The sequence below is a fragment of the Rhodococcus ruber genome (genome assembly GCF_027270735.1).
Lineage (GTDB): Bacteria > Actinomycetota > Actinomycetes > Mycobacteriales > Mycobacteriaceae > Rhodococcoides > Rhodococcoides rubrum_A.
The window spans coordinates 281,716-306,595 of the sequence record NZ_JAPWIJ010000007.1 but is presented as its reverse complement, the minus strand read 5'-3'; the positions used below and the strand labels follow the sequence as shown (position 1 = coordinate 306,595).

Here is a 24,880-nt window from a genome sequence, read left to right as displayed (position 1 = left end):
TCGCGTCACCTTAGAGTCGGAAAAATGTTGTGCGCCAGCACAACTGTAAAGGTAGTGTCAAGGAAAATTCGTACGTCCCGACGGATGTGCATTGTCTGAGCTGCCGAATGCTCGCTGGCGGGATTGTCGTAGCTCGAACCTGTTCAGTAGATCTGCATCGATTCCCTCTCGAGACTCTGAGGGCAAGATCGCGGATATGGCTGCGCCGAAACGTGTTCCGATCCTGAGGTGAGATTCGGCGTCGGGATGCAATCCGTCGGGCAGCGGCAGTTCGGCGAAGTCGTCCTCGCCGTACAGGTCGAGTCCGTCGAGGTAGTACAAGTTGGGGTCCGTTGTCGAACGTCGTCGGACGACTTCTGCCAGCACGCTCCTGACAACGGACAGTGTCAGCTTCCCTGCGGCAGGCTGTCCGGTCGCAATGAAACGGACTTCACCGACTGCGAGCGCTACTGGATCGAAAGCGCCCGGGCCAGGGGTGTTCTCGTGGATTGCACAGTAGAGCGGCGATACGACGATAACAGGAGTGGTCGGATGTCCGTCACGGATCGTGTCCAGGAAACCCTCTACCGCAGGGACGAAGGCGCGAAGGTTCATGGCATCGGTGTTGACAAGGTTGATGCCAATTTCGAGGCTGATGAGATCGGCCGCTGTGTCGCGTACGACGCGTGCGACGAACGGATCGAGGAGGGCGCTGCCCGCGAATCCCAGGTTCACCAGATCGAGACCGAGGGTCGAGGCCGCGAGAGCCGGGAACGTTTCGCTCGGGCCTGATGCGTTGGAACCTTGGCTGATCGAGCTTCCGTAGTGTAGCCACGGTTTCGAGGGTGCAGGGTCCGGCTCCACCGGAGCGTCGGTGGCCAGTTCGATCAGGGTGACTCTTTCGTTGTGCGGCAACCAGATCTGAATGCTCTTCTCGACGCCCATATCCCCGGGCTCGAACGTCATGGTGCTGGGGCTTCCGGGTCGAAGCTCTTCGGCTCCTGTGCTCAGATCGATCGCGATCGTGTCGCCCCCGATCGCGACGGCCCGTTCGCGGAATTCCCCGTTCACCACCATGTCGTAGGCGCCGTCGGGCCGTGCCGGTAGTCCGAGATACACCCGTTTGGTGGGTAGTACGGTGAGTTCGATGTGAGCGGCGGCCGTACGAAACATCAGACGAACACCGGACGGATGTGCCTGTGCCATCGCAAATTGCACGTCGGGAAGGCGTTCACGTGCCCATTCCGGGAGCCGATGCGGCACTACCCCGTTGGAGGTGTGTTCGTGGTCGAGAGCGCCGCGCAGCAAATCGGGGGTGATGGGTGTTGCTGTCATACTCATGGGCGCACCCTACTCCTCTCCCAATTCCATGCCGTCTCCAATTTCTCAGTGACACAATGAGAATGAAATCGGCCATGGTGTGAATGACTGGTAGGTGACTCTGGCGGCCACTGGGCAACACAAGCGAGCTGGATGATCGTTCAGAGTGTTCGACGAGTGTCCTCATCCTGTTCCTACGTCACCCCACTGCACAAACGAGCCGCAGCAGGAACGCAACTCACCGAGCCTGCGTCTGCGGTCGGCTGACCTCGATTTTCGGTCGGGCATACCCTGCCAGCCCATCCGCTTCGGCATCGTAGTTTTGAGGCAGGGGGAATTCTTTCGGGCGTGAGGCCCCCGATGCGGTTTGGGTTCACCTTCGAGCGCGGTTCGTCGTCGGCCGAAGGCGCAGATGTCAGCGAACGCCAGGTCATCTTGGGCGGCGAAGCAACGGATCTGGTAGCTAAGGCGCGGCGTGGCCCGAGATCCCCGTGATTTGCGTCGAGACTCACCGAACTGGTTTCGCAGAAAACGTCCGGCTGACGTGCGTGCAGAGCGTTGTGCGGACAAGGTTCCCAGCGCCCAACGTGGTTGTCATGCGAGACGTGCAGCGGTGGTGAAGTCTTCTGAGAGCTTGGAGCCCGCTACCGAATTGTGTTAGGTACTTGCCTAAAGGCATTAGGTAACTGTACGGTTCTCCTCAACCGACAAGGAGGCCGATATGGCTCGCGCTGGATTGAACGTGGATCGCATAGTTCGCGTTGCAGCGGATCCGGCCGACGAAGTCGGCTTCGATCGGGTGACTGCGAGCGAGGTGGCCCGGCAAAGATGCGTTGGTCGCTGTGGCGAAATGTGTACCTCGACTACTCGCGTGAGTATCCCGGCCGGTACACGGCAACCCAATTCCCACTCGATCACGAGACTGCGATCAACAGTGCCGGCGTGCGCCATTCGGCGATGATGACGGCAATTCTGCGGGAATACGACCTCAACGAAACTGATCAGGTCCACGCGATCAGATTGTTGGGCAGCATCTTTCATGGATACGCCCCTCTCGATGCATCCGGCGCACTCAGCCACAGTAGTCCGGACTCACAGCAGTCATGGACACGCATCCTCGACGGAATCGACACTCGCCTACAGCAGTGGAGGCAGAAACAATGAAACGCTTGTCCGGTCCTGACATCAGAACGTCGTTCATCAACTCGACCAAGGGCGACGCCACCCGGCTCACCCTCCCCTCCGCGCTCGACTCAGTTCCGTAGGACGATATCGACTTCCTCGGCTGGACCGACTCCAAGCTATCGGGAAAATCCTATCTTGTTGTACCGCAACAAGACCGGCTACTCGGTATAGCGATGCGCTTCAAGGCCGGTGGTCCACGCAAGGCGCAGATGTGCAGCATCTTCCTCACCACACACGCCAACGGCGGAGTATCTCTGATGGCCGCAGCGAAAGCCGGGGAATCAGGACGGCGCGGCAACACCGTCGGGACGTACATCTGCTCGGATCTCGCCTGCTCGCTCTATGCACGCAAGAAATAGACCCCCGCACTGGGGCGACAGTTCAAGGAAGACTTCGACGTCGAGAGCCGCACTGCGACTCTCAGAGACAACATCGACGCATTCGTAGGCGGCGTTCTGAGCTGATGGCACGTCCCGTCACCACGAACGGCCATCGCCGAAACCAGAGCCCACCGCTAGTAGGTTTCGATCCACAGTCCTTGCCGCCACAAAGGTCGATACTCGATGCGCTTGCTTTCTCCCGTCGGTTGGCACACGCGGCGAGGGTTGTGCGGAGTTGGGAGCACGGCAACTCACCGACTGACAGATGCCCTGCTCGAGTTGGGTTCGCCGTCGGTCCACTTCGATAACGTGCCTGAACACCTCGGTGTCAAACCAATTCAGGTTCTCGATACCTGAACCAGTGAGGTCACAGACCATCTCCCCGTTCGACGTCCACCGGACGTCCAACACCGACCACGAAGCAATGGCGGCTCGAACCCGCACTGTCACGTCGAACGCCGGATGACCTCTTACCTGCAAGGACACGGCGCACGCTTCACCCATTTCCGGACCAAGCCCTATGGAGGACCACAGCATGTCGATGCCAACATCCGAGACCTGCCATACACGGACAGTCGATACCAGCATGGTGGTCGCCGTGCTTGCCCTCACCGGAATCGTCGTCTCGTTGATGCAGACGTTGATCATTCCGCTGATTCCACAGCTTCCTGCCCTTCTCCACGCATCAGCTGGTGACACCGCGTGGGCCGTCACCGCTACCCTCCTTGCCGGTGCCGTTGCGGTGCCCGTCGTCGGCCGACTCGGCGACATGTTCGGCAAACGTCTGATGCTTCTCATCAGCCTCGTACTCTTGATCGCTGGATCGATTACCGGTGCTCTCAGCGAATCCCTGATCCCTTTGATCATCGGCCGCGCCCTACAAGGCTTAGCAGCTGGTGTAATTCCATTGGGGCTCAGCATTATTCGCGACGTTCTCGCGCGCGAGAAAGTCGCGGGTGCAACCGCCACCATGGGTGCATCACTCGGGGTAGGTGGTGCACTCGGCTTGCCCGCTGCCGCTCTGATCGCGCAATACGCCGACTGGCACATCCTTTTCTGGATCTCGGCGGGGCTCGGGCTCGTAGTGGCCGGCTTGGTCGTTGTCACGGTTCCAGAATCCGAGGTGCGAACAGGGGGAGTGTTCGACGCGGTCGGAGCTGTCGGCCTTGCTGTCGCGCTCGTCGCGTTGCTACTTGCCATCTCCAAGGGATCTGTGTGGGGCTGGAGCAGTTCGATAACGCTGGGATTGATAGCGCTGGCAGTGGTTTCGCTCTTCTTCTGGGGTTGGTGGGAACTGCGCACCAGACAGCCACTCGTCGACCTGCGTGTGTCCTCCCGTCGTCAGGTCTTGTTGACCAACCTCGCTTCGGTCGTGTTCGGATTCTCGATGTTCGCAATGACATTGGTCTTTCCGCAGGTTTTGCAAATGCCGACCGAGACAGGGTTCGGTCTCGGCCGATCGATGCTCGTCACCGGGCTGGTGATGGCACCGTCGGGAATCGTCATGATGTTGATCGCACCGCTGTCGTCGCGAATCACGACCACCCGCGGTCCCAAGACGACGCTGATGATCGCTGCGGTTGTCGTCGCGGCCGGGTACATCTTCGGCGTCGTCACGATGAGCGCGGTCTGGCATCTCGTCGCGATCTCGTGCATCATCGGCGCCGGAATAGGAATGGCGTACGGCGCAATGCCCGCTCTCATCATGGGAGCCGTACCGCCGTCGGAGTCCGCTGCCGCGAACGGCCTCAATGCTTTGATGCGCTCGCTCGGCACCTCCATGGCCAGCGCTGTCGCAGGCGTGATCCTTGCGCAGATGACCATCACACTCGGATCGACCGAACTTCCCGCACAGGACGGATTCCGGGTCACCATGGCGCTGGCCGCCCTTGCTGCGATCATCGCATTGGCACTCGCTGCGTTCCTTCCGCCTTTTGTGGCTACCGGATCGACTGTCGCCACTGGGCAGGGGGTAAAGAAGAACGATCCGGCACCGCAGCACGGTTGATTCCGGAAGCACAGTGCGATTTTGCGGTCCATTTTTCCGTGACATAAAACTCGATGCCGTACCTCCGAGCAGACTCCTCTGCAACGGTGTGGCTTGCATGTGCGGGGGACTCATCGAAATGGGTTGGCGCAACGCATGCGAAGCTCATCGCACTACGGCAGAAGGCGTTCGAGTTGTTTGCAAAAGAGTTCTGGGTGATGGTCCGTCGATCGGCGGATGGGCCTCGAAACGGGTCACGTGTGCTCACGTGTGGAGGTTGGGTTGCTCTGCAAGTAGACAAATCTGTTGCATAGCAGGCTGGTGGACCCACTTGATCCTCTCCGAATCGAGGTGACTCTGCATGGAGCAAACGGAGTTCGAGCGTGCCGCGAGCGTGTCACTAGTCGGTGTAACCATGGGTGGATCAGGATGAACCAGTGTGCACGGGAAGTGCTTGTCAGAGGCTGTGTAATAGGTCCGGGTGGGTCCAACGAGATGCGGTCAATCCAGCTGGGGGTCAAGGGGTCGCAGGTTCAATTCCTGTCAGCCCGACACAGAGCAAAGGCGGCTCCGAAGAAATTGGGAGCCGCCTTTTTTGTATGCGTTCTGCGCGCGAGCTTGTCGACAACCCTTTCTTGCTGGGTCGAAATCGTTGCAACAGGGTCTGCGGGAGCGAGGACCTGCGGTGCCGAACTCGAAGTTGTGGACGGATGCCGTCTGAATACCGTCCACAACTTCGAGTTCGTCTCGCGACATCGTTTCTCACACAGCGGATATGTCCGACGGGTGCTGGGCGAGTGGGGACACCTCGATGTTCATGTACGGAAACAGCGGTAGATTCCACAGGATCTCGTGGAGTCGCTCGTTGTCGCGCACGTCAAAGATGCTCAAGTTGGAGTACTGGCCGACGATGCGCCAGATGCTCACCCATTCACCGTCGCGCTGCAGCTGCTGCGAGTACGCCTTCTCTCGGGCGAGAGTGTCGGCTCGTACGTCCGCATCGAGATCCTGCGGCAGCGCGACGTCCATTTTCACCGCAAAAAGCATGTTCTTCAGGCCTTGTCGAGGACGAAGTCGTACGTCACTTCTTGGCCACCGTCGACGTCCTTCGGGTCCAGAATCAGCTCCGGCTTGACGGCGTTCGCGACGTCGTCGTCGTTGTGCGCGTCACCGGGGAAGTAGAGCTGAGTGGTGACCTGCTGGTAGCCGTCGGCCGCAACCTTGAGGTGCAGGTGCGCCGGGCGCCACGGGTGCCAGCCGGCTGCTGATATGAGATTGCCGCATGCCCCGTCGGTCGGGATCTGGTACGGCGCAGGCTTCATGGTGTGAATCCAGAACTGGCCCTGATCGTCCGTGGTTACCGTGCCGCGTAGATTCCACTCCGGAATTCCGGGTGCGAACTGCGAGTAGAAGCCGTCGGAGTCGGCGTGCCAGATCTCGATGACGGCGTGCGCCAATGGTGTGCCGTCCACTGCCGTCACCTGGCCCTGAAACAGCAGCGGGGTGCCCTGCTCGCCGTCGCGGGTGGGCAGGATCGCGGCCGAACCCAACTCGGGTGCATTCGGGACGTAGTACGGGCCTTCGATGGTGCCCTTGCTGCCCTCGCGGGATTCGCCGGCCACTTCTTCGACGACGTGCTCCACCCAGACGTCGAGGAACAGCGGCCACTCGCCGGTCTGGCCCACGTTGATCAGCCACGCCTTGAGTGCGTTGTACTCGTCGTACGTGACCTTGTGTTCGCGGATCGTGTCGTGGACCGCCGAAAGAACCTGGCGTGCAAGCAGACTGACCCGCTCTGGCGGAGTGTCGGCAGCAGCCTGCTTGTCGGAGGTGAAACGCTCGGTGGCGTTCGCACCCGACGCTGCAGCTGTTGCCACCTCGGGGGACAGATCTGTCGATGCGGCATGGTCGATGCTCATGGTGAACTCCTTGTGTTGAGGGCGCGCGGTGGGGGAGTGAAAATTATTGATCGGTGCGGTATCTCGCGAGTTTGTCCGGATCGATGCGAACGCCGAGTCCTGAGCCGGGTAAGACGCTGAGCGTGCCGTCCCGGATCTCGAGGCTCTCGGTGAGCAGGTCGTCGCTCATGTCGAGGAAGTTGGACAGCTCGCCTGCTCGACGCGACGTCAGGTCGAACGCCGCGCCGAAGGCAACGGTGCAGGCCGTGCCGAGCTGTCCGTCGATTTGGTTCCCCATCACCACGTCGACGCCGAGGCCCTCACACAGATGGTGCGTTCGCTGCGACGTCGTGAATCCAGTGCGCGCGGTCTTGATGCTCACCGCGGTTGCGGATCCACCGAGAATCTCGCGGGTGACCTCGGCCGGGGTGGTCGCGGATTCGTCTGCCACGAAGGGGATGTCGAGTTGCTGGACGAGCCAACGGCGGCCGAGAACGTCGTCGGCTGGGCACAGTTCCTCTGCGAGAGTCAATCCGAGGTCGGACATTTCTTTCATCGCGCGCGCCGATTCGGCGGCGGTCCAGCCTCGATTGCCGTCCACGTAGAGTTCGACGCCCTCGCCCAGTCCTTCTCGGAGAGCGCGTACGACTGCTGTGTCGAGATCGACGGGCCGACGCCCGACCTTGACCTTGAAGACCTCGATTCCGTACGTCTCTCGCATCCTGGTTGCTTCGTCGACCATCGCTGCCGGGGTATCGAACCCGAGCATGTGGCTCACTCGCATCCGGTCGGTGTAGCCGCCGAGAAGTTCGGTGACCGGTAGGTCCAGAGTCTGCCCGAGGGCGTCCCAGATTGCCATGTCGACGGCGGACTTGGCAACCGGATTGCCCACGGTGCGAGCAAGTTTCGCGTGTACCACCTCGCGCTCGACGAGGGTGAGGCCGACGATCGCGGGGGCGAACAAAGTCTCGATCACCGCGGCCACTCCGCGCTGGGTCTCGCCGTACGTGAAGGGTCGGGGTGGAGCATCCGCGATACCGACGACGCCGTCGTCGGTATGTACCCGAACGAGTACGTGCTCGGCCGCGCTGACCTCGCCGCTGGCGAACTTCAGCGGCTTGCGGTACGGGATCGAGTAGGGGATCGCCTCGACTGCAACGATTTTCATGATATGCCCTTCGGCTGTGCAGACGGTACGGATGGTTCGAGTCGAGGGAGCACGCCCGCGTCCTCGAGGGCACCGACAAGGGCATCGACGAGGGCCGAGGGCCGGTCTCGGCACCAGGCCAACGCCAGATCGATGGTGCTCGCGCCGGCGATATCGCGGAACACGACGCCGTTCAACTGCAGAGCACGCACTGATTCGGGAACCAACGCAACGCCCAGTCCGGCTGCCACGAGTGCCAGCAGCACCGAGGTGTCCGGGGCCTCGTGCTCACGCCTCGGGCTGAAGCCCGCGGCGCGAGCGCTCGTCACCACAGCTTCGTTGACCACCGAATGCGTGTCGGCGTACATGACGAAGTCCTCGTACGCGAGGTCGGCGACGTCGAGCGCCGGTTCGGTGGAGAACCGGTGATCGACGGGTAGTGCGAGCACCAACGATTCGGTGGTGATCTTCCGCAGCACCAGATCGTCACCCGCAACTGGCGGCCGCAGTACTGCAACGTCCAGATGTTCCGAGCGGAGACCGTCTACCTGAGCAGGGGTGAGTAGGTCACCGTGGATCTCCAGCGCGATACCGGGCAGTCTCTGCTTGATCGCACGCGCTATCGGAGGCAGTTGATCGAAGGCCGCAGTACCGGTGAAGCCGATGCGTACCAAACCGTATCGACCGTCGGCGATCCGTCGTACTCCTCGCGCACTCTGCTCGAGATTGTCCAGGTTACGAAGCGTCTCTCGATAGAAGAACTCGCCCGCCGGAGTCAGGCTCACCTGACGGGTCGTTCTGGCCAGCAGCGTCACACCCAGCTCGGCCTCCAACTGGCGAACCGATTGCGACAGCGCCGGCTGAGCCAGGTGCAGCCGCGTAGCGGCTTGCCCGAAGTGCCGAGTCTCGGCCACGGCCACGAAGTGGTAGAGGTGCCGAAGTTCCATGACCGAGTCTCTCTGCGTGTGGTGGGGTGACCCTGACCACAATAGGGATCGAATCCATCGTTGACAAAGACCTATTTAGAGTTGATTGATAAGCAACAGCGATCAATCGCCATCCAGGTTAGGCCTAGGCAAAGCCCTGGTGTGACGACGGCCACTCCCTGACACAGTCGCTTCTAATCGAACTCGAAGCGCCTGGAGGAACCCGATATGACCGACATGCTGGATCACGTGCAGAACACGATCGACAGAGCGGTGATCGACGATGTCGCGGCGGGCATCTACCGCGCCAACCGCAGCATTTTCACCGACGAGGAGGTCTTCGAGCTCGAGATGAAGCACATCTTCGAGGGCAATTGGATCTACCTGGCCCACGAAAGTCAGCTCCCGAACAACGGCGATTACTTCACGGTGCACATGGGTCGACAGCCCGTTGTCATCACCCGTGACAAGGACGGCGAGCTGCATTGCCTCATCAACGCTTGCGCCCACCGCGGTGCGATGCTGTGCCGACGCAAGACGGACAACCGCACCACGCTCACCTGTCCCTTCCACGGCTGGACGTTCCGAAACGACGGCACGCTGCTCAAGGTCAAGGATCCCGACGGTGCCGGCTACCCCGACACATTCGACGTCGACGGATCGCACAACCTCACCAAGGTCCCTCGCTTCGACAGCTACCGCGGTTTCCTCTTCGCGAGCCTGAACGACGATGTCTCGACCCTCGCCGAGCATCTCGGTGACACGACGAAGGTCATCGACATGCTCGTCGACCAGTCACCCGACGGCCTCGAAGTTTTGCGGGGCTCCTCGTCGTACACCTTCGACGGAAACTGGAAAGTGCAGGCGGAGAACGGGGCCGACGGCTATCACGTCAGCGCCGTGCACTGGAACTATGCCGCGACCACTTCGCGGCGAAACAACGGCGAATCCAAGAACACCACCAAGGCACTCGACGCCGGGGGCTGGGGGAAGTCCGGCGGCGGTTACTGGTCGTACCCCAACGGCCATCTCTGTCTGTGGACCTGGGCGGCCAACCCTCAGGACCGCCCGCTGTGGGACCAGATGGACGCGCTCAAGGAGAAGTTCGGCGACGCCAAGGGCGAATTCATGGTGAAGGGTTCACGCAACCTGTGCCTCTACCCGAACGTCTACCTGATGGATCAGTTCAGCACGCAGATCCGGCACTTCCGGCCGATCGCGCCGAACAAGACCGAGGTCACCATCTACTGCATCGCACCCAAGGGTGAGAGCAAAGAGGCTCGCGCACATCGGATCCGGCAGTACGAGGACTTCTTCAATGCCTCCGGCATGGCAACACCCGACGACCTGGAAGAGTTCCGCTCGTGTCAGCTGACGTTCCAGGCGACCAATGCTCCGTGGAACGACATGAGCCGTGGCGCGGAGCACTGGCTCACCGGACCCGATCCGGTGGCCGAGGCACTCGATATGCCCGGTGTCATTTCGGCGGGCGTCAAGAACGAAGACGAGGGCCTGTTCCCCGTCCAACACGGCTACTGGCGCAAGACACTGCTCGCTGCCCTCGACAAGCAGCGCGCAGTCGACTCCGCACCCGCTGCAGCACAGGAGGTCTGACATGACTGCGACCGTCGACAACACCGATAGCCAGCAGACCGGCCCGTCTCGCCTGATCACCCAGTCATCCATCGAGCAGTTCCTCTACCGCGAAGCGCGCTACCTCGACGATCGCGAGTTCGAGAAGTGGCTCACCTGCTACGCGGACGACGTCGAATACTGGATGCCCTGCTGGGACGACAACGACTTGCTCACCGAAGATCCCCAGACCGACATCTCGCTGATCTACTACGAGAACAAGGGTGGCCTGGAAGACCGCGTTTTCCGCATCCGGACCGAACGTTCCAGTGCCACATCAATACCCGAACCGCGGACCAGTCACAACATCAGCAACGTCGAGGTCATCGAGCGTCGGGGAGATATCGTCGACGTCCGATTCAACTGGCACACCATGTATTTTCGCTACAAGACCATCGATCCGTACTACGGAACCTCGTTCTACACGATCGACTTCTCCGGCGACTCGCCGCTCATTCGACGCAAGACCGTGGTGCTGAAGAACGACTACATCCATCACGTGGTCGACATCTATCACTTCTGATCGACCTGCCGTAATCCCGAGGAGTTCCATCGTGAGTCATTCCGTCGCACTGTCCTTCGAGGACGGCGTCACCCGCTTCATCACCTGCGAGGACGAACAGACCGTCGCCGACGCCGCCTACCGATCGCGGATCAACATTCCTCTCGACTGCCGGGACGGTGCGTGCGGCACCTGCAAGGCCCTGTGCGAATCGGGTGAGTACGACGGCGGTACCTACCTCGACGACGCGCTCTCGCAGTCGGAATCGGACGAGGGCTACTGTCTGCCGTGCAGCATGAAGCCCACTTCCGATCTGGTGCTGCAGATCGCCAGCACCTCGGCGGTGGCGAAAACCCAAGCGGCGAAGCATGACACGGTCGTGACCGCCGTGGAGAAACTCTCTGCCACGACGGTCAGGCTCGCCGTCGAGGCACCGGCAGGTGGCACGCTCGCCTTTCTTCCAGGCCAGTACGTCAACATCACCGTTCCCGGTTCCGACGAGACGAGGTCATATTCCTTCAGCTGCGTCTCCGGATCGGACGAACTGGAATTCCTGGTCAAGCTCACCCCGGGCGGACTGATGTCCACCTACCTGAGCGACACGGCGACCGTGGGCGACAAGATCTCGTTCACCGGCCCCCACGGCAGTTTCTTTCTGCGCGAGGCCCAGCGACCTGCGTTGCTGCTGGCCGGTGGAACCGGATTGGCTCCCATCCTGTCGATTCTGCGCACCATGGCGGCCGAATCGAGCACTCGTTCCGTGCATCTCGTGTACGGCGCCAGCACCGACGACGACGTCGTCCAGCTGGACGAGCTCGCTCTCTTGGCCTCGACAATGGACGCATTCACGTGGGATCACTGTGTTTCGGACCCTACGACCACCGCTGCGAACAAGGGATACGTCACTGCGCTGTTGAACGACACACACCTCAATGGCGGCGACGTCGCGGTCTACCTGTGCGGTCCGCCTCCCATGGTCGAGTCCGTCCGAACCCATTTCACCGAGGCCGGCATCGAACCGACAGGCTTCTACTACGAAAAGTTCGCGCCGTCCTCGGCTGCTGCGAAGGAGAGTCTCGACGACGACACCGATGCTGCGACAGAGGTTCTGGCGAACAACGACCGGATATCGACCATCGACGCGGCAGTCACCACAGCCGATGCCGACGTCGTACCTGCGGCATCGGCCGACCTCGAACCCGCTCTCGATGGCAGGAGCATCTTCGGACGAGCGGTGTTCGGCAGTCGCGTAAGGGAACCTCTGCACAAGCGGAACACGGGCTTCTCGGCGTCCGACGAGGTGGCAACCATGCGCGCGATCGCAAGTCAGCGCGTCGCCGTGGCCGGCTCGACGGCCGACCAGGGCGGGTTGGACGAGAGCTCAGACCTGGTCCTGACACCGGAGGCACACTCCGTTGCAGCGCAGCGCATCTGGCCGTCGCGAGATATCGAGCCTCTCGTCGCGCGCAGACCGGAACCTGTCCCGGTGTCTACTTCGAGTTCGGGGTACGAGATCGGCGAGGAGCATCCATCGGTGCACGAGTCGGACGCGGTGTTCGAGGCCAGGCGTGCCCTCGAACTCGGTGCCCTCGAACTCGTGATCGGCCGACTGTCCTCGCAGCAAATCTCCGGATACCGGCTGTTGGCCGAGACCACCACGCGCTATGTCGACGGTGATCGGTTCGTCGATGCCGCCGCGTACACCGAGACAAATGCCGCCTTTCACGACTACCTCTTCACCCAGACGGGCAACGAGCATCTGCTGCAGGCCTATCGGGCTCTCGGCGTCAAGGCCGCGATGGAGGAGGTGTTGCGCAACGCGACCTGGTGCGATCCGCTCTGCGCCCAGGATCACCTCGACATCGTCGACGCGTTCGAGGCCGGGGACCGTGAGCGCGCACGAACGCTGATCGCCGATCACGCCGACCGCTCGAAAGCGACGATGAAACGTGCCATGCACGAATCCCGGACGAACAAGAGACCCAAGTTCGTCAGCCCGGGTCGATTCGCAGGCAAGGTCGTGCTGATCACCGGCGCAGCCCAGGGCATCGGCGAATTCGTAGCCCGGCGAATCGGAGCCGAAGGCGGATCCTTGATTCTGGCCGACCGGTCCGAGTTGGTCGAATCTCTCACCGAGGAATTTCGGCAAGACGATGTCGAGGCCACTCCCGTGATCGCCGACCTCGAAACCTGGGAGGGCGCGTCATCCGCGGTGGACGCCGCACTGACCGCGCACGGACGCGTCGACGTGTCCATTCACGTCGTCGGCGGCACCATCTGGGCCAAACCGTACGCCGAGTACCCGCCCGAACAGATCGAGAAGGAAATCTCCCGGTCGCTGTTCCCGACCCTGTGGTCCTGCAGAGCCGTGATCCCACACATGATCGAACGCGGTGCCGGCACCATCGTCAACGTCTCCTCGGTCGCCACCCGCGGCATCCACCGGGTCCCCTACGCAGCAGCGAAGGGCGGCGTCAACGCCATCACTGCGACTTTGGCCCTCGAGGCAGCGCCGCACGGTGTTCGAGTGGTTGCCACGGCCCCCGGTGGTACCGACGCCCCGCCGCGACGCGTTGCTCGTGGGCCCGCACCCTCGACAGGGCAGGAAAAGGACTGGTACCAGGCCATCGTCGACCAGACCGTGGACTCCTCGTTGCTCAAACGCTACGGAACACTCGACGAGCAAGCTGCGGCGATCTGCTTCCTCGCCTCCGACGAGGCGTCGTACATCACCGGCACCGTGCTCCCGGTGGCCGGCGGCGACCCGGGCTGAGTCATGACTGTGTTGGTTCGATCGCCGGACGCACTCGGGCGCCGCGGATACGGTGACGTCATGTCCCCTTCACCGTTGATCGGCCGCGGTGAACTGCTGGATGTCCTGATTCGGGCGGTCGAAGCCTCGGCGACGACGTCGGCTTTCGTGGTGCTGACCGGCCCGGCAGGCATCGGCGCATCGTCGATTCTGCGTGAAGTCGAACGGACGGTCGGCAGCGAGGGGGAGCGCACGGTGGTGCGCCGCTTAGGTGCGGTGCCGTGGGAAACGCAGGTGCCGTTCGGCCTCGTCATGCAACTCGTCCCGGGAGTCCGGATCGATGGGACGAACCCGGTCGAGTGGGGACACCGCATCGCCGACGCGTTGTCGACGGACGGCGTGACGATCCTGCTGATCGACGACGCGCACGACTGCGACCCGGACTCGCTCCGCGCACTCGCCTCGGCCGTTCGGCACCATCGATCCGCGAGACTCACCGTCTTGTGTACTCGAAAGCCGTTGCCCGACGGCTCTATCGAGTCGCATCGGGTTCTCGATCGCGCTGCCGACCTGTCGTTGACGGTATCGGCGCTGACGGTGTCGGCGGTTGCCGAACTCGCCGCACGTCGTGGGATCATCCTGTCACCGTCCTCGGCTGCGCACCTGGCGCGTCACACCGGTGGGCGTCCTCGACACGCCTTGGCGCTGCTGGACGAGGTGCCGCGCGAGACCTGGAAGGGCGTTCGCCCCGACCTACCTGCGCCCGCCTTCGTCGAGGCAGACGTTCGGACCACTCTCGCTCTCTGCACCGACGAGGCTCGGCGTCTGGTTTCGGCAGTGACCGTTCTCGAAGACGGCCGATCGTTGACCACGGTGTGCGAGGTCGCCGGCATCGCCGATCCCTGGCCTGCTGTCGATCTCGCCGAACAATTCGCACTGGTGACCGTTCGACGCAGCTCCGCGGCGACCATCCTCGAGGTTGACGATCCAATGGTTCGCGCCGCGGTGCTCGCGACGATGAGCCGCGTCGAGCGCGCGCAGGTGCATCGAGCCGCTGCCGCAGCCGAGGCCGACCCGGCCGATCAGCTGGCGCACCTGGTTCATGCGTCGCCACTGCCCGATCCGCTGGTCTCGGACCGCTTGGACGTACTCGCTGCGTCACGTGCAGGAATCGGCGAATGGGCCACTGCGGCAAGGCTGTATCTTCTGTCGAGTCGGTCGGCCCAGGAACCGCATGTGCGTGAGGATCGGCTTGTTCGTGCAGTGGACGCCCTCATCGGCGCTGGGGACACGCGGACGGCCTCGGACTACATTGCCGAGATCGAAAGTCTGCGCGAGACCCCGACTCGCAATGCGGTCCTCGGATATCTGGCCATCCTGCGCGGCCGCCCCAACGAGGCCGAAGCTCGACTCACTCGGGCATGGCAGCTGGTACGGACGCGGCACGACCCCGAGGTCGCTGCCGTGATCTGTCATCGGCAGGTACTGCACAATCTGGCGCGCTGCGACGGTGCCAACCTCGTGCTGTGGGCCGATCGCGCCGTCGAACTCGTCGGTGCCGACCACGCAACCGCAGTGGAGGCGCAGTCCATTCGGGGTCTCGGTCTGGCGGGCACCGGCCGTGTCGACGAGGCACTGAGCAGCTATCGAGATCTGTGGGGTCACGCCAGTACCGGGGCCGTCGGACAACGTGTGCAGATGGGTGCAGGCTGGCTCCACTTCGCAACGGACCACATCGATCTCGCGCGCTCGGAGCTCGAAGCCGCAGCACCGACCGACTTTCTCGGCGGTTCGACGCGAATTTCGTTGTGGGCTCACGGTTGGTTGGCGCGCACCTATTTCGTCACGGGGGAGTGGGATGCGGCGCTTCGGTTGGTCGGAGCTGGTTCCGACCTGGCCGACAGTTCCGGTGCCGCATTGATCGTTCCGCTGCTCCAGTGGACCGCGACGCAGATCCACGCACTACGCGGAGACTGGGTGGCCGCCGCAACCAGTGCACACCGCGGTGATTCGGGCGCGCGCGACTACGAGATCATGAGGGTGCCAACGGCTCTCGGTCGTGCGGCCATCGCGGAGGCGCAGGCCGACTATGCCGGGGTCCTCCGCGCCCTTGCCCCGTTGACCGAGCAGTGGGCTCACGCCGACGTATCCGAACCCGGTTTCTGGGCCTGGCCCGATGTGTACGCCAATGCGCTGATAGTCGAGGGTCGACTCGACGAGGCGGACGAGTTTCTGATTCCACACGAGGCCAGAGTGCGCGATCGTGGTCATCGCTCCGCACACGCACGCCTTGCTTGTGCCCGTGGCCGACTGCACGGCGCACTGGGTGATCTCGATTCTGCCCGAGCATCATTCGAGGATGCCCTGGCTTCGTTGGCACCGCTGCCCCTGATGTACGACCGCGCCCGAGTCAATTACGCCTACGGGCAGACCCTGCGCAGAGCCGGGAAACGACGCGAGGCCGATGCCGTCGTCAGTGCGGCGCGCGAAGGCTACCTGGCATTGGGGGCCACCACGTACGTGCGGCGGTGCGACAGAGAACTCAAAGCCGGTGGCGTGCACGCCGTTCTGAAGGACAGGGCTCACGATGCATTGACCCCCCAGGAAGATGCCGTCTCGAGCCTGGTCGCCACAGGGATGACCAATCGCGAGGTCGCCGCCGAATTGTTTTTGTCGGTCAAGACAGTTCAGTTTCACCTGACCAGGGTGTACGCCAAGATGGGCATTCGCTCGAGAGCGGAGCTGGCCGCTGCGCGGTCCACCGACGACGGCTCGACGACATGATCGGAGCGCACCCGCTTTCGCAATGCCGAGGTAAGCACTAGGCAAAGCCCTGGTGTGACTCAGCCCACAACTTGGGACAGTGATGCAACCCGCTCGGCCGTCAGCGCCGATTCGCCCCTCGTAGCGGTACTCCCTGACCGAAAAGGATCCCCGATGACTGCCCCGGACTCCATGAAAACCGGCACACCATCCAGCACCACCTGGGCCAGCGACCGGCACCGCCGCAGCGTGCTGTGGATCGTCGCACTGTCGACGGCAGCAATTGTTTTCGACGGCTACGACCTCGTCGTCTACGGCACAGTGCTACCGACGCTGCTTGCCGATTCTGCCCAGCTGGGCGCGCTGGATCCAGCAACTGCGGGCGCGCTGGGTTCCTACGCACTGATCGGGGTCATGGTCGGCGCTCTGACCGCTGGTGCCTTCGGTGATCGAATCGGCCGTCGCAGAACGATGTTGACGTGCATCGTCTGGTTCTCGGTGGGGATGGGGGCGACCGCACTCGCACAGAACATCACCATGTTCGGCACACTTCGGTTTCTCACCGGCATCGGTGTCGGCGGACTCGTCGCCACTGTCGGTGCCATGATTGCCGAATTCGCACCTCCGGGACGTCGAAACCTGTTCAATGCCATCGTATACAGCGGCATTCCGGCCGGCGGCGTGCTGGCATCGTTGGCCGCGATCACCCTCCAGGATTCGATCGGATGGCGCGGACTGTTCTGGATCGGTGCATTCCCACTGTTCGTACTGCTACCGCTGGCCCTGCTTCGGATGCCGGAGTCGCCGCGGTGGCTGTTGGCACACGGACGCGTCGTCGATGCACAGGAGATCTGCATTCGGACCGGGATTCCGATGCCCGAGGCCGAGCCTGTTGTCGCCGGCGATCGTGTCGGATTCGCGGCACTGGCCCGCAAGCCACTTCTGCGCCCGACGGCTCTGCTCGGGCTGATGAGCTTCTCCGGGCTGCTACTGACCTACGGCCTGAACACCTGGCTGCCGCAGATCATGTCCGAGGCCGGATACAACGCCAAAGGATCACTGTCGTTCTTGTTGGTACTCAACGGCGGTGCCATCGTCGGCGGTCTGATCGCATCGCGCATCGCCGACCGCACCGGTCCGCAACGCGTCATCGCGGTCACCTTCTGCCTCGCCGCTCTGTCGTTGGTGCTGTTGACGCTGAATTTCCCCCTCGGCGTCCTGCTCGTTGCCGTGGCCGGTGCCGGCATCGGTGCCATCGGTACCCAGGTGTTGATCTACGGATTCGTCTCGAACTATTACCCCACCACCGCCCGTGCAGCTGGGGTTGCGTGGTGCGCCGGATTCGGCCGGCTAGGCGGCATCCTCGGACCACTGCTCGGCGGAATCCTGCTCGGAGCCGGCATCGCATCGTCCACCGCGTTCTACATCTTTGCCGTCGTCGCGCTGCTCGGCGCTCTCGTCACCACCGCCGTTCCTGCGATTCGAGTCCTGCGCGGTTCCGATCCAATACCCAGCGAACCGGTGAAAGTGGCTGAATGACGGATATTTTCGAGCGTCTCACCGCGAGTGAATTGCCTGAGCGTCGCCCGCCGAGTCTGCGCGCTTTACGCGCCGACTTCGGCGGGCAGTACGTCGGTGCGGGGGCAACCGGTGTGCTGTTCAGCGCGACCGGCCCCGTTGCGGTCATCATGGGCGCATCGGCAGCCGGTTCACTCACCGCCGCCCAGACGGCGTCGTGGGTATTCGGAGTGTTCGTACTCAACGGCATCCTGACCGTCGTAGCAAGCTGGGTGTACCGGATGCCGCTCAGCTTCTTCTGGACCATTCCGGGCACCGTTCTGGTCGGTCAATCGCTGGCCTCGCTGACCTGGCCGGAAGTCGTGGGGGCCTACCTCGCTACCGGAGTCCTCGTCATCGTTCTCGGAGCCACCGGGGTGGTCACGAAACTGATGGCATTCCTGCCACACAGCGTCGTGATGGCGATGGTCGCCGGTGCATTTCTGTCCTTCGGAACCGGACTCGTGCAGTCTGTTTCGTCCAACGTACTCGTCGCCGGGGCCATGGTGGTGGCATGGTTCGCGCTGACCCGATCCGCTACGTGGTCGAAGCGGATACCGCCGGTGCTCGCTGCGTTGGTTGCCGGTCTCGCTGCCCTCGCAGTCACGGGCGGATTCACCCGGGTGAGTGGGCCTGCAGCCGAGCTACCCCTGATCGGCCTGCCTGAACTCGTTGCGCCGGCGTTCAGTGGGGCAGCAATGGCCCAGTTGGTCGTACCGCTGGCTATCACCGTGGTTGCGGTACAGAACGGGCAGGGCGCGGCAGTACTGAACTCTGCCGGCCACCGGCCGCCGATGACCGTCGTCACCATCGCCTGCGGCGTCTGGTCACTTCTCGTCGCGCCGCTGGGCGCGGTGTCGACATGTCTTGCCGGTCCGACCAACGCCTTGCTCGTTGCGATGGGTGAACGATCGCGGCAGTACACCGCCGGAATGACGTGCGGCGCATTGGCGATTGTGGTGGGTCTCCTCGCGCCGCTGCTGGTGCGCGGTCTTGCCGTGGTACCCGCAACGTTCATTGCCGCTCTCGCAGGATTGGCCATGCTCGAGGCTCTGCGCGGTGCGTTCACCGCCGCGTTCTCCGATTCGACCGGTCGGCCGATTCTCGCGCCCCTGATCACGTTGCTGGTCACCATCTCCGGCACCGATGTCGGAGGACTCGGCGCACCGTTCTGGGGACTGGTTGCAGGTGTTGCGGTCACTTACCTGCTCGATCGCCGTCAGTAGGGGGATAGCGCTGTGTTAGTCGTCGTTCGATCGCTCTGGACTCCGCAGCACCACAGACCGTATGGGGCAGGTTCGAGCTTTCATCATCGACCGGGAAAGCCGACCTCGTTGGTCACCGATCCGATTGTCTCGATATCCAGTGTCAACGCGTCACCGGGACGAATCCACCGATCGAGTTCCAAACCACATCCCGACGGCAGCGTCCCCGAACTGAAAAGCTCTCCCGGGTAGAGGTTTTCGGCTCGACTCGCGTAGGCGATCGATTCGCCGGGGCTGTACCTGAGCCCGCTGGTACTCGTCGTTGTCCATGTTTCACCATTGACCGACACCGAAGCCGAGAGGTTGCCGAGATGGGGGAGCACCTCGTCAGGCGTGACAACGACAGATCCCATCGAGCTGCCAAACGTTTTCGTCTTGACCACGGGACCGAACGGGCCGTTACGTTGCTCGTCCCACTGAACGTCACGGGCACTCATGTCGTTGAACACGACGAACCCGCCGATCGCGTCCGAACCCTCGTCCTCGGTCGCGTCCAGAACAGGCCGGTCGATGATCATCGCGAACTCGAGCTCGAAATCGAGTTGGCGGGTGTATGCCGGCCATCGGAGAATCTCACCGTCAGCGACAATGCTCAAGGGGTTGCCGGTGTAGTACACCGGATGCTCGTCGAACGAAGCCCCCGGTCTGAGTGCGGGAAAATCGCGGCGTACGACGGATTCGTACGCCGCGATGGCCGGTTTCAGTATCGGGAGATTCTTACGAACCAATTGATGCGCCGCCTGACTCCAATGCTTCTCCCAACCCATGAAGCACCTGAGAGACGTGGGTTGATATGGCATGCCGGGCGGCGGATCGTCCAGTGTCGCAACATCCTCCGCGGCGGCGGCTTTCATCAGACGTTCGGCTGCCTCGCGGCCACTCTCACGGCTGGCGAGGAAGGTCAGCATGTCCGTGGTCCAGGGGCCTTGTCGAGAGGTATCGAACTTCGACGCGGCGGCATCGAGGTCGATCCAAGCCGTGGACTCCGGGTCCCAGGCAGCCAGCACTGCACGGTTGCCTGAACGAACGCGCCTGATCTTCACGATTCCCCCCGGAAGGGCACGGGTCGGCCCGGAAGTCAAGCTACCACTTGATCTCGCCGAGCCTATGTGTGCCCATCGCACGGCTGCGGTTGGCGTCGCGCAGGCGGCACCTGGGCGCCGATGAATTTCGAGTGTGAGCAACCCTTCGGGTGTCGGTGCCCTGTGCGACTCTGCACGGCATGGCGATCTGCATGGCGTGCAATCTGGAAATGCTCGATTCGGTGGGCTGTACTTGGCGGCCCAGTCGAATACCCAACGGGAGGAGCAAGTGTCACGACTGTGGCACTCCACCGAGAGCGCTTCATCACCCGGGGTGTGACGGCGAGCGGTGCCGGTGTGGCCAGATGCTCTCGTGCGGCAGCGGGTGCGCAGTGGACGAGTGCGAACGTGAAGACGGCCACGACTACGTCGACGCGAGCTGCAGGTGGTGCAACGAACCGTTCGGACAGCTCCGCGTGGTGGATAGCCGATGACCCTGCCGCCTGCTGATTGTTGTGCTGGTGGACCGACTCCGTCCCGGAGGTGGTGAGAAACCCCGGTCGGTTTTCGCGATCGAATGTGGGACTCGCGGGTGTAGAACTGAAGCATGACCGAGCAGTGATGTTTCGCTGCGAGGTCTGTCATTCGGACCGTCCGCTACGCGTCGACCATGCCCGAGGTAGCGCGCCGAAACGACACCTGCGACTCGAAGGAACACGATGTCCGAACTGGCACAGACCCGCCCAGGAATCGACGTACCCGCTCCGCCGGTTTTCGAGTCGGTCGACGACGAACGGCAGCACCGAAAGCAACGACTTGCGGCCGCTTTCCGGCTTTTCAGTCAGTGCGGCTTCGACGAAGGGGTAGCAGGGCATATCACCGCTCGTGACCCAGAGAAGACCGACCACTTCTGGGTCAACCCCTTCGGTATGCATTTCAGCATGATCAAGGCAAGCGATCTGATCCTGGTCGATCACGAGGGCCAGATCGTCGAGGGGAATCGTCCGGTGAACCGTGCCGCTTTCGTCATCCACTCCCAGGTGCACGCGGCTCGACCGGACGTGGTGGCGGCCGCTCACGCACATTCGTTATACGGGAAGGCCTTGTCGAGCTTGCGGATGGGGCTGGCACCTCTGACCCAAGACGCCTGTGCGTTCTACGACGACCACGCAGTGTTCGACGACTACACCGGTGTTGTTGCCGAGTTGGAGGAGGGCAGAAGAATTGGCGAAGCACTCGGTCAGCGCAAGGCGATTGTGCTGTCGAACCACGGTCTGCTCACGGTCGGCCGTACCGTGGACTCCGCGGCGTGGTGGTTCATCACAATGGAGCGATCCAGTCAGGCGCAGCTCATCGCCATGGCCGCGGGTGAACCGAAACCGTTGGATGACGTGACGGCGAAGCTGACCTACAACCAGGTGGGTCTCGAGTACGCCGGGTGGTTCCAGTTTCAGCCGATGTACGACCGAATCGTTGCGCAGCACCCGGAGCTGATGGACTGAACGACATGAGCGACGCGGACTCCGTGGACGCCGCGGCCTCGGTCATTCCGGCCGCAACGCGAGTTCGGTTCGCAGCGCTGCAATTTGGAAGGTCAGCTCCGCAACCTGTTGCTGGGTCGCAGCCTGGTTCGCGTCGTCCTGTTCGGCGACCTTCTGAACGAGCCACGACGCCAGGGTTGCTGTGACGACTCCGAGCAATGCGATGCCTGCAACCATCAGTCCGACGGCGATGAATCGGCCGGTCGCTGTTGATGGTGAGAAGTCGCCGTAGCCGACCGTCGTAATAGTCGTAGCTGCCCACCACAGGGCATCAGGGAAGGTCTTGATACTGCCAGCCGGTGCGGCGCGTTCGGCGTCGAACATCGCGAGTGACGCGACAAAAACCAGCATCGAGGTTCCGGCGACGGCATAGGTGACTACCCGACCACGGAGAGCGCCACCGATCGAGCGTTGCAGCAGGCTTATCAACGTAAGAAGGCGGAGCAATCGTAGCGGGCGCAGTACCGGCAGCGCGACGATTGCGAGTTCGTGCAGGTGTAGAAAGAACCAGCGCGTGCGTTGCTCGGCAAGGGCCAGCCGCACGAGGTAGTCGATCCCGAACAATGTCCAGATCCCGAGGATCGCGTACTCAGCGACGCGTGCCCCCATGCCTGTCGGTTGGCTCAGCACAGTCCAGGTGTAGATCGCCAGGAACGTCAGAGCCGATCCGGCAAGCGGCCACTCGGTTGCTCGCTCCCACTGCCGATAGTCCATGGGCGTGCACTGTACTGCGGGACCATGGGGCCTGGCCTGACCAATTTCCACTGTTGGCTCAGATTGCGCCGGTCGGTTGGTAGGTCGAATGAATGAAAGTCGAGCGAGGACGACTCACACTGCTACGCGGTGCATAGGGTGTGCAGTCGTAGTCCGTTTTGTCCGACAGGAGCGTGTCAGCGTGAGTTCACCCATTCTCGCCAAGGGCCAGAACATTTCTCTACCGGACGACGTGACCGAGTTGGATGTCATCGTGTCCTGGGTCGACCCGGAGCGAGATCTGGATGCGTCTGCACTGTTGGTGACGTCGAGCGGGCACGTTCGGTCAGATGCGGACTTCGTCTTCTACAACCAGCGGGAGTCTGCGGACGCGACCGTGCGCTACCGCGGGAGCAGTAGCACCGACGAGGGAAAACAGGAACGCGTATCGATCCATCTCGATTCTCTCGCAGCCGAAGTCGACAAGGTGGTCATCGCGGGTAGCTCCGACGATGTTCCGTTGGGTCACTTCGGGAAACTGTCGATGCAGGTGCGGGATCAAACCGGTTCGGTGCTCGGGGAGTTCCTGACCGCCGATGCGTCGTCGGAGCGCGCGTTGGTTTTCGGCGAGGTGTATCGGCGAAACGGAGCGTGGAAACTACGCGCGATCGGGCAGGGCTGGGAATCCGGATTGGGTGGTCTGGCGCTGGACTTCGGCGTCGAAGTCGACGACAGTGAGCCCGAAGCGTCCGTGAACGATGTGGTCGTGGTCGAGGTCGCTGACTCTCATGTGCAGGCCGTCGACAAGACCGGTGAGATCGTCGACGTCTCAGTTGTCGATGTCGAACCGCCGAAACGCGGCGTCCGCACCAAAAAGCCGATTGCCAAGAAGGTCACGCCGCCTCAGTTCACCCTGGCTGGGGGAGAAGGGTGGCAGACAGCTCGCCTGTTCTCCGTTTCCGGTGTTGGATCCGGTGAGGAGCAGGAGAAGAGGGCTACCTCCGCACTCATCGCGACGATGCAGGCGGTTCGTCCGTTCGCTCGCGCAATCTGCGCACATGCCGGTGCGCCGTCCGGTCCCTTCGAGGGCTACCTCGAAGTGCAGTTCGCCAAGGGCGAGGGCAAGGTCGTTCCCGATGGTGTGTTCCGTGTATCTCGCGCGGGCCAAGTGTGGACCGCGTTGCTCGAGGTGAAAACTGGCACCGGCAAGCTACAGAAAGAGCAGCTGGAGAACTACCTCGATGTCGCAAAACGACACAGGTACGAGACCGTTCTGAGTCTGTCCAACGACATACCAGCGTCCGCCGGTGAGCTCCCGGTCCAGGTGAACAAGACCAAGATGAACAAGGTATCGCTGCGGCATATCTCCTGGTCCGAGGTCATTCACGAGGCTCGAATGCTGTTGTCGCACGGCGACCTTGGGGATTCACTGCAAGTATGGATTCTGAGCGAATTCGTCCGGTATCTGACGCACCCGAAGTCCGGCGCGACGGAGTTCGTCGACATGGGTCGCCATTGGGTGGCGGTTCGTGACTCCGTCACTGCCGGAACCCTCCGCTCGAGTGACGTCAAAGCTTTGTCAGTGGCGAACACATGGGCGTCGCTGTCCAGGCATCTGGCGCTGCGGATGACGGCCGACCTCGGCGTTCCAGTGAAGCACCACCTCCCGAGAAAGTTCAGTGCTGACCCTCAGGCACGCAACGAGTACATCGTCGAGCAGCTCGTTGCCTCCGGGTGCCTCTCGGCTACGTTGCGCATTCCTGATGCCGCGGGAGATGTCACGGTCCAGGCGGATATGCGGACCAACAAGATTCAGTGCAGTACCGCTATCGACGCGCCGAGGGAAGGAACCGCGCTTCGACGAGCGTCGTGGCTACTCAAGCAATTGAAGAACGCTCCCGCCGACATCCTGGTCGAAGCCGTGTTCGAAGACCCAGGCGAAGTTTCGTGCGAGAACCTGGCGACAGTGCGAGCGGATACGAAATCGTTGACCGCGGGCCGGACCAGTGAGCTGCAGTACTTCACGTTGACCTCACCGACCAAGATGGGCAGCAAGCGCTCCGGATCGGCGGCCAGTTTCATCGGCAGCGTGACCGACGGTCTCGACGCCTTCTACCGGGACGTCGTACAGCCTCTGAAGCCATGGGTCCCTTCGGCCCCCGGAGTCAGTTCTGTCGAGACTATGGATGACTGAGTAGCCGAGATCTTGGAATGCCCCACGACGGGATGCAGCACAACCGACCCGTCGACTACGCGGTTGAATGTTCAGTCGGTTCAGGCCAAACGAGTTCTGTGCGAACGTCATGATTGAGGACGACGCACAGTGGGCAC

The 24,880-nt window shown here is 62.5% G+C and carries 17 protein-coding genes and 1 pseudogene; 11 read left to right on the top strand and 7 right to left on the bottom strand.

Annotated features, from left to right (window positions below):
* Positions 1–57 precede the first annotated feature (57 nt).
* Positions 58–1,320: an SGNH/GDSL hydrolase family protein gene (locus tag O4220_RS18315; RefSeq protein ID WP_332112840.1), complete on the bottom strand. Its 1,263-nt coding sequence runs from the start codon at positions 1,318–1,320 to the stop codon at positions 58–60.
* A gap of 807 nt (positions 1,321–2,127) precedes the next feature.
* On the opposite strand from O4220_RS18315, the gene O4220_RS18310 reads away from it, so the two are divergent.
* The 3 genes and pseudogenes from O4220_RS18310 to O4220_RS18300 all read left to right on the top strand — a co-directional run bounded on the left by O4220_RS18310 (position 2,128) and on the right by O4220_RS18300 (position 4,872).
* A complete protein-coding gene (locus tag O4220_RS18310; RefSeq protein ID WP_269606801.1) occupies positions 2,128–2,463 on the top strand; it encodes a TetR-like C-terminal domain-containing protein in 336 nt (111 codons plus the stop codon).
* Positions 2,460–2,948 (top strand): annotated as a pseudogene (locus O4220_RS18305) (FBP domain-containing protein). Before O4220_RS18310 ends, O4220_RS18305 begins: the two are co-directional and overlap by 4 nt.
* Before the next feature lie 451 nt (positions 2,949–3,399).
* Positions 3,400–4,872 (top strand): MFS transporter, encoded by a 1,473-nt coding sequence (locus O4220_RS18300; RefSeq protein WP_269606799.1) that lies wholly within the window; start codon positions 3,400–3,402, stop codon positions 4,870–4,872.
* A 741-nt stretch (positions 4,873–5,613) separates the two neighbouring features.
* Here the strand turns inward: O4220_RS18300 and catC are convergent.
* Genes catC through O4220_RS18280 form a run of 4 tightly spaced genes read right to left on the bottom strand, consistent with a single transcriptional unit; the run spans position 5,614 to position 8,843 of the window.
* Entirely contained in the window at positions 5,614–5,898 is a 285-nt protein-coding gene (gene catC / locus O4220_RS18295; protein ID WP_269606797.1) for a muconolactone Delta-isomerase, read from the bottom strand.
* A gap of 5 nt (positions 5,899–5,903) precedes the next feature.
* On the bottom strand, positions 5,904–6,770 hold the full coding sequence (catA, locus tag O4220_RS18290) for a catechol 1,2-dioxygenase (protein ID WP_269606795.1): 867 nt from the start codon (positions 6,768–6,770) through the stop codon (positions 5,904–5,906).
* Between the two features lie 43 nt (positions 6,771–6,813).
* Positions 6,814–7,917 carry a mandelate racemase/muconate lactonizing enzyme family protein gene (locus O4220_RS18285; protein WP_269606793.1) on the bottom strand — a complete coding sequence of 368 codons (1,104 nt, stop codon included), beginning with the start codon at positions 7,915–7,917 and terminating at the stop codon, positions 6,814–6,816.
* Positions 7,914–8,843, bottom strand: coding sequence for a LysR family transcriptional regulator (locus tag O4220_RS18280; protein WP_269606790.1), 930 nt, complete (start codon positions 8,841–8,843; stop codon positions 7,914–7,916). Before O4220_RS18280 ends, O4220_RS18285 begins: the two co-directional genes overlap by 4 nt.
* 207 nt (positions 8,844–9,050) lie before the next feature.
* Here O4220_RS18280 and benA point away from each other — a divergent pair, with 207 nt between their 5' ends.
* From benA to O4220_RS18250, 6 genes are all read left to right on the top strand, one after another.
* The gene (gene benA, locus O4220_RS18275; RefSeq protein ID WP_269606788.1) at positions 9,051–10,436 is read left to right on the top strand and encodes a benzoate 1,2-dioxygenase large subunit; all 1,386 of its coding nucleotides are present in this window, start codon (positions 9,051–9,053) and stop codon (positions 10,434–10,436) included.
* A gap of 1 nt (position 10,437) precedes the next feature.
* Positions 10,438–10,977 carry a benzoate 1,2-dioxygenase small subunit gene (gene benB, locus O4220_RS18270; protein ID WP_269606787.1) on the top strand — a complete coding sequence of 180 codons (540 nt, stop codon included), beginning with the start codon at positions 10,438–10,440 and terminating at the stop codon, positions 10,975–10,977.
* Positions 10,978–11,008: 31 nt separating this feature from the next.
* Positions 11,009–13,729, top strand: a complete 2,721-nt coding sequence (benC, locus tag O4220_RS18265) for a benzoate 1,2-dioxygenase electron transfer component BenC (protein ID WP_269606785.1) — start codon at positions 11,009–11,011, stop codon at positions 13,727–13,729.
* Between the two features lie 60 nt (positions 13,730–13,789).
* Complete coding sequence (locus O4220_RS18260; protein ID WP_269606782.1) at positions 13,790–16,492, top strand: helix-turn-helix transcriptional regulator; 2,703 nt, start codon at positions 13,790–13,792, stop codon at positions 16,490–16,492.
* Between the two features lie 153 nt (positions 16,493–16,645).
* The gene (locus tag O4220_RS18255) at positions 16,646–18,010 is read left to right on the top strand and encodes an MFS transporter (protein ID WP_269606780.1); all 1,365 of its coding nucleotides are present in this window, start codon (positions 16,646–16,648) and stop codon (positions 18,008–18,010) included.
* Positions 18,007–19,254, top strand: a complete 1,248-nt coding sequence (locus tag O4220_RS18250; protein WP_269606778.1) for a benzoate/H(+) symporter BenE family transporter — start codon at positions 18,007–18,009, stop codon at positions 19,252–19,254. The genes O4220_RS18255 and O4220_RS18250 overlap by 4 nt, the downstream gene beginning before the upstream one ends.
* 83 nt (positions 19,255–19,337) lie before the next feature.
* On the opposite strand, the gene O4220_RS18245 is transcribed toward O4220_RS18250, so the two are convergent.
* Positions 19,338–20,336 (bottom strand): fumarylacetoacetate hydrolase family protein, encoded by a 999-nt coding sequence (locus O4220_RS18245; RefSeq protein ID WP_269606775.1) that lies wholly within the window; start codon positions 20,334–20,336, stop codon positions 19,338–19,340.
* 698 nt (positions 20,337–21,034) lie between these two features.
* On the opposite strand from O4220_RS18245, the gene O4220_RS18240 reads away from it, so the two are divergent.
* A complete protein-coding gene (locus O4220_RS18240; RefSeq protein ID WP_269606773.1) occupies positions 21,035–21,817 on the top strand; it encodes a class II aldolase/adducin family protein in 783 nt (260 codons plus the stop codon).
* Positions 21,818–21,859: 42 nt separating this feature from the next.
* Here O4220_RS18240 and O4220_RS18235 read toward each other — a convergent pair whose 3' ends face one another.
* Positions 21,860–22,570, bottom strand: coding sequence for a potassium channel family protein (locus O4220_RS18235; protein ID WP_269606771.1), 711 nt, complete (start codon positions 22,568–22,570; stop codon positions 21,860–21,862).
* A 181-nt stretch (positions 22,571–22,751) separates the two neighbouring features.
* Between O4220_RS18235 and O4220_RS18230 the strand changes: the two genes are divergently transcribed.
* On the top strand, positions 22,752–24,743 hold the full coding sequence (locus O4220_RS18230) for a TerD family protein (protein WP_269606769.1): 1,992 nt from the start codon (positions 22,752–22,754) through the stop codon (positions 24,741–24,743).
* Positions 24,744–24,880: the final 137 nt, after the last annotated feature.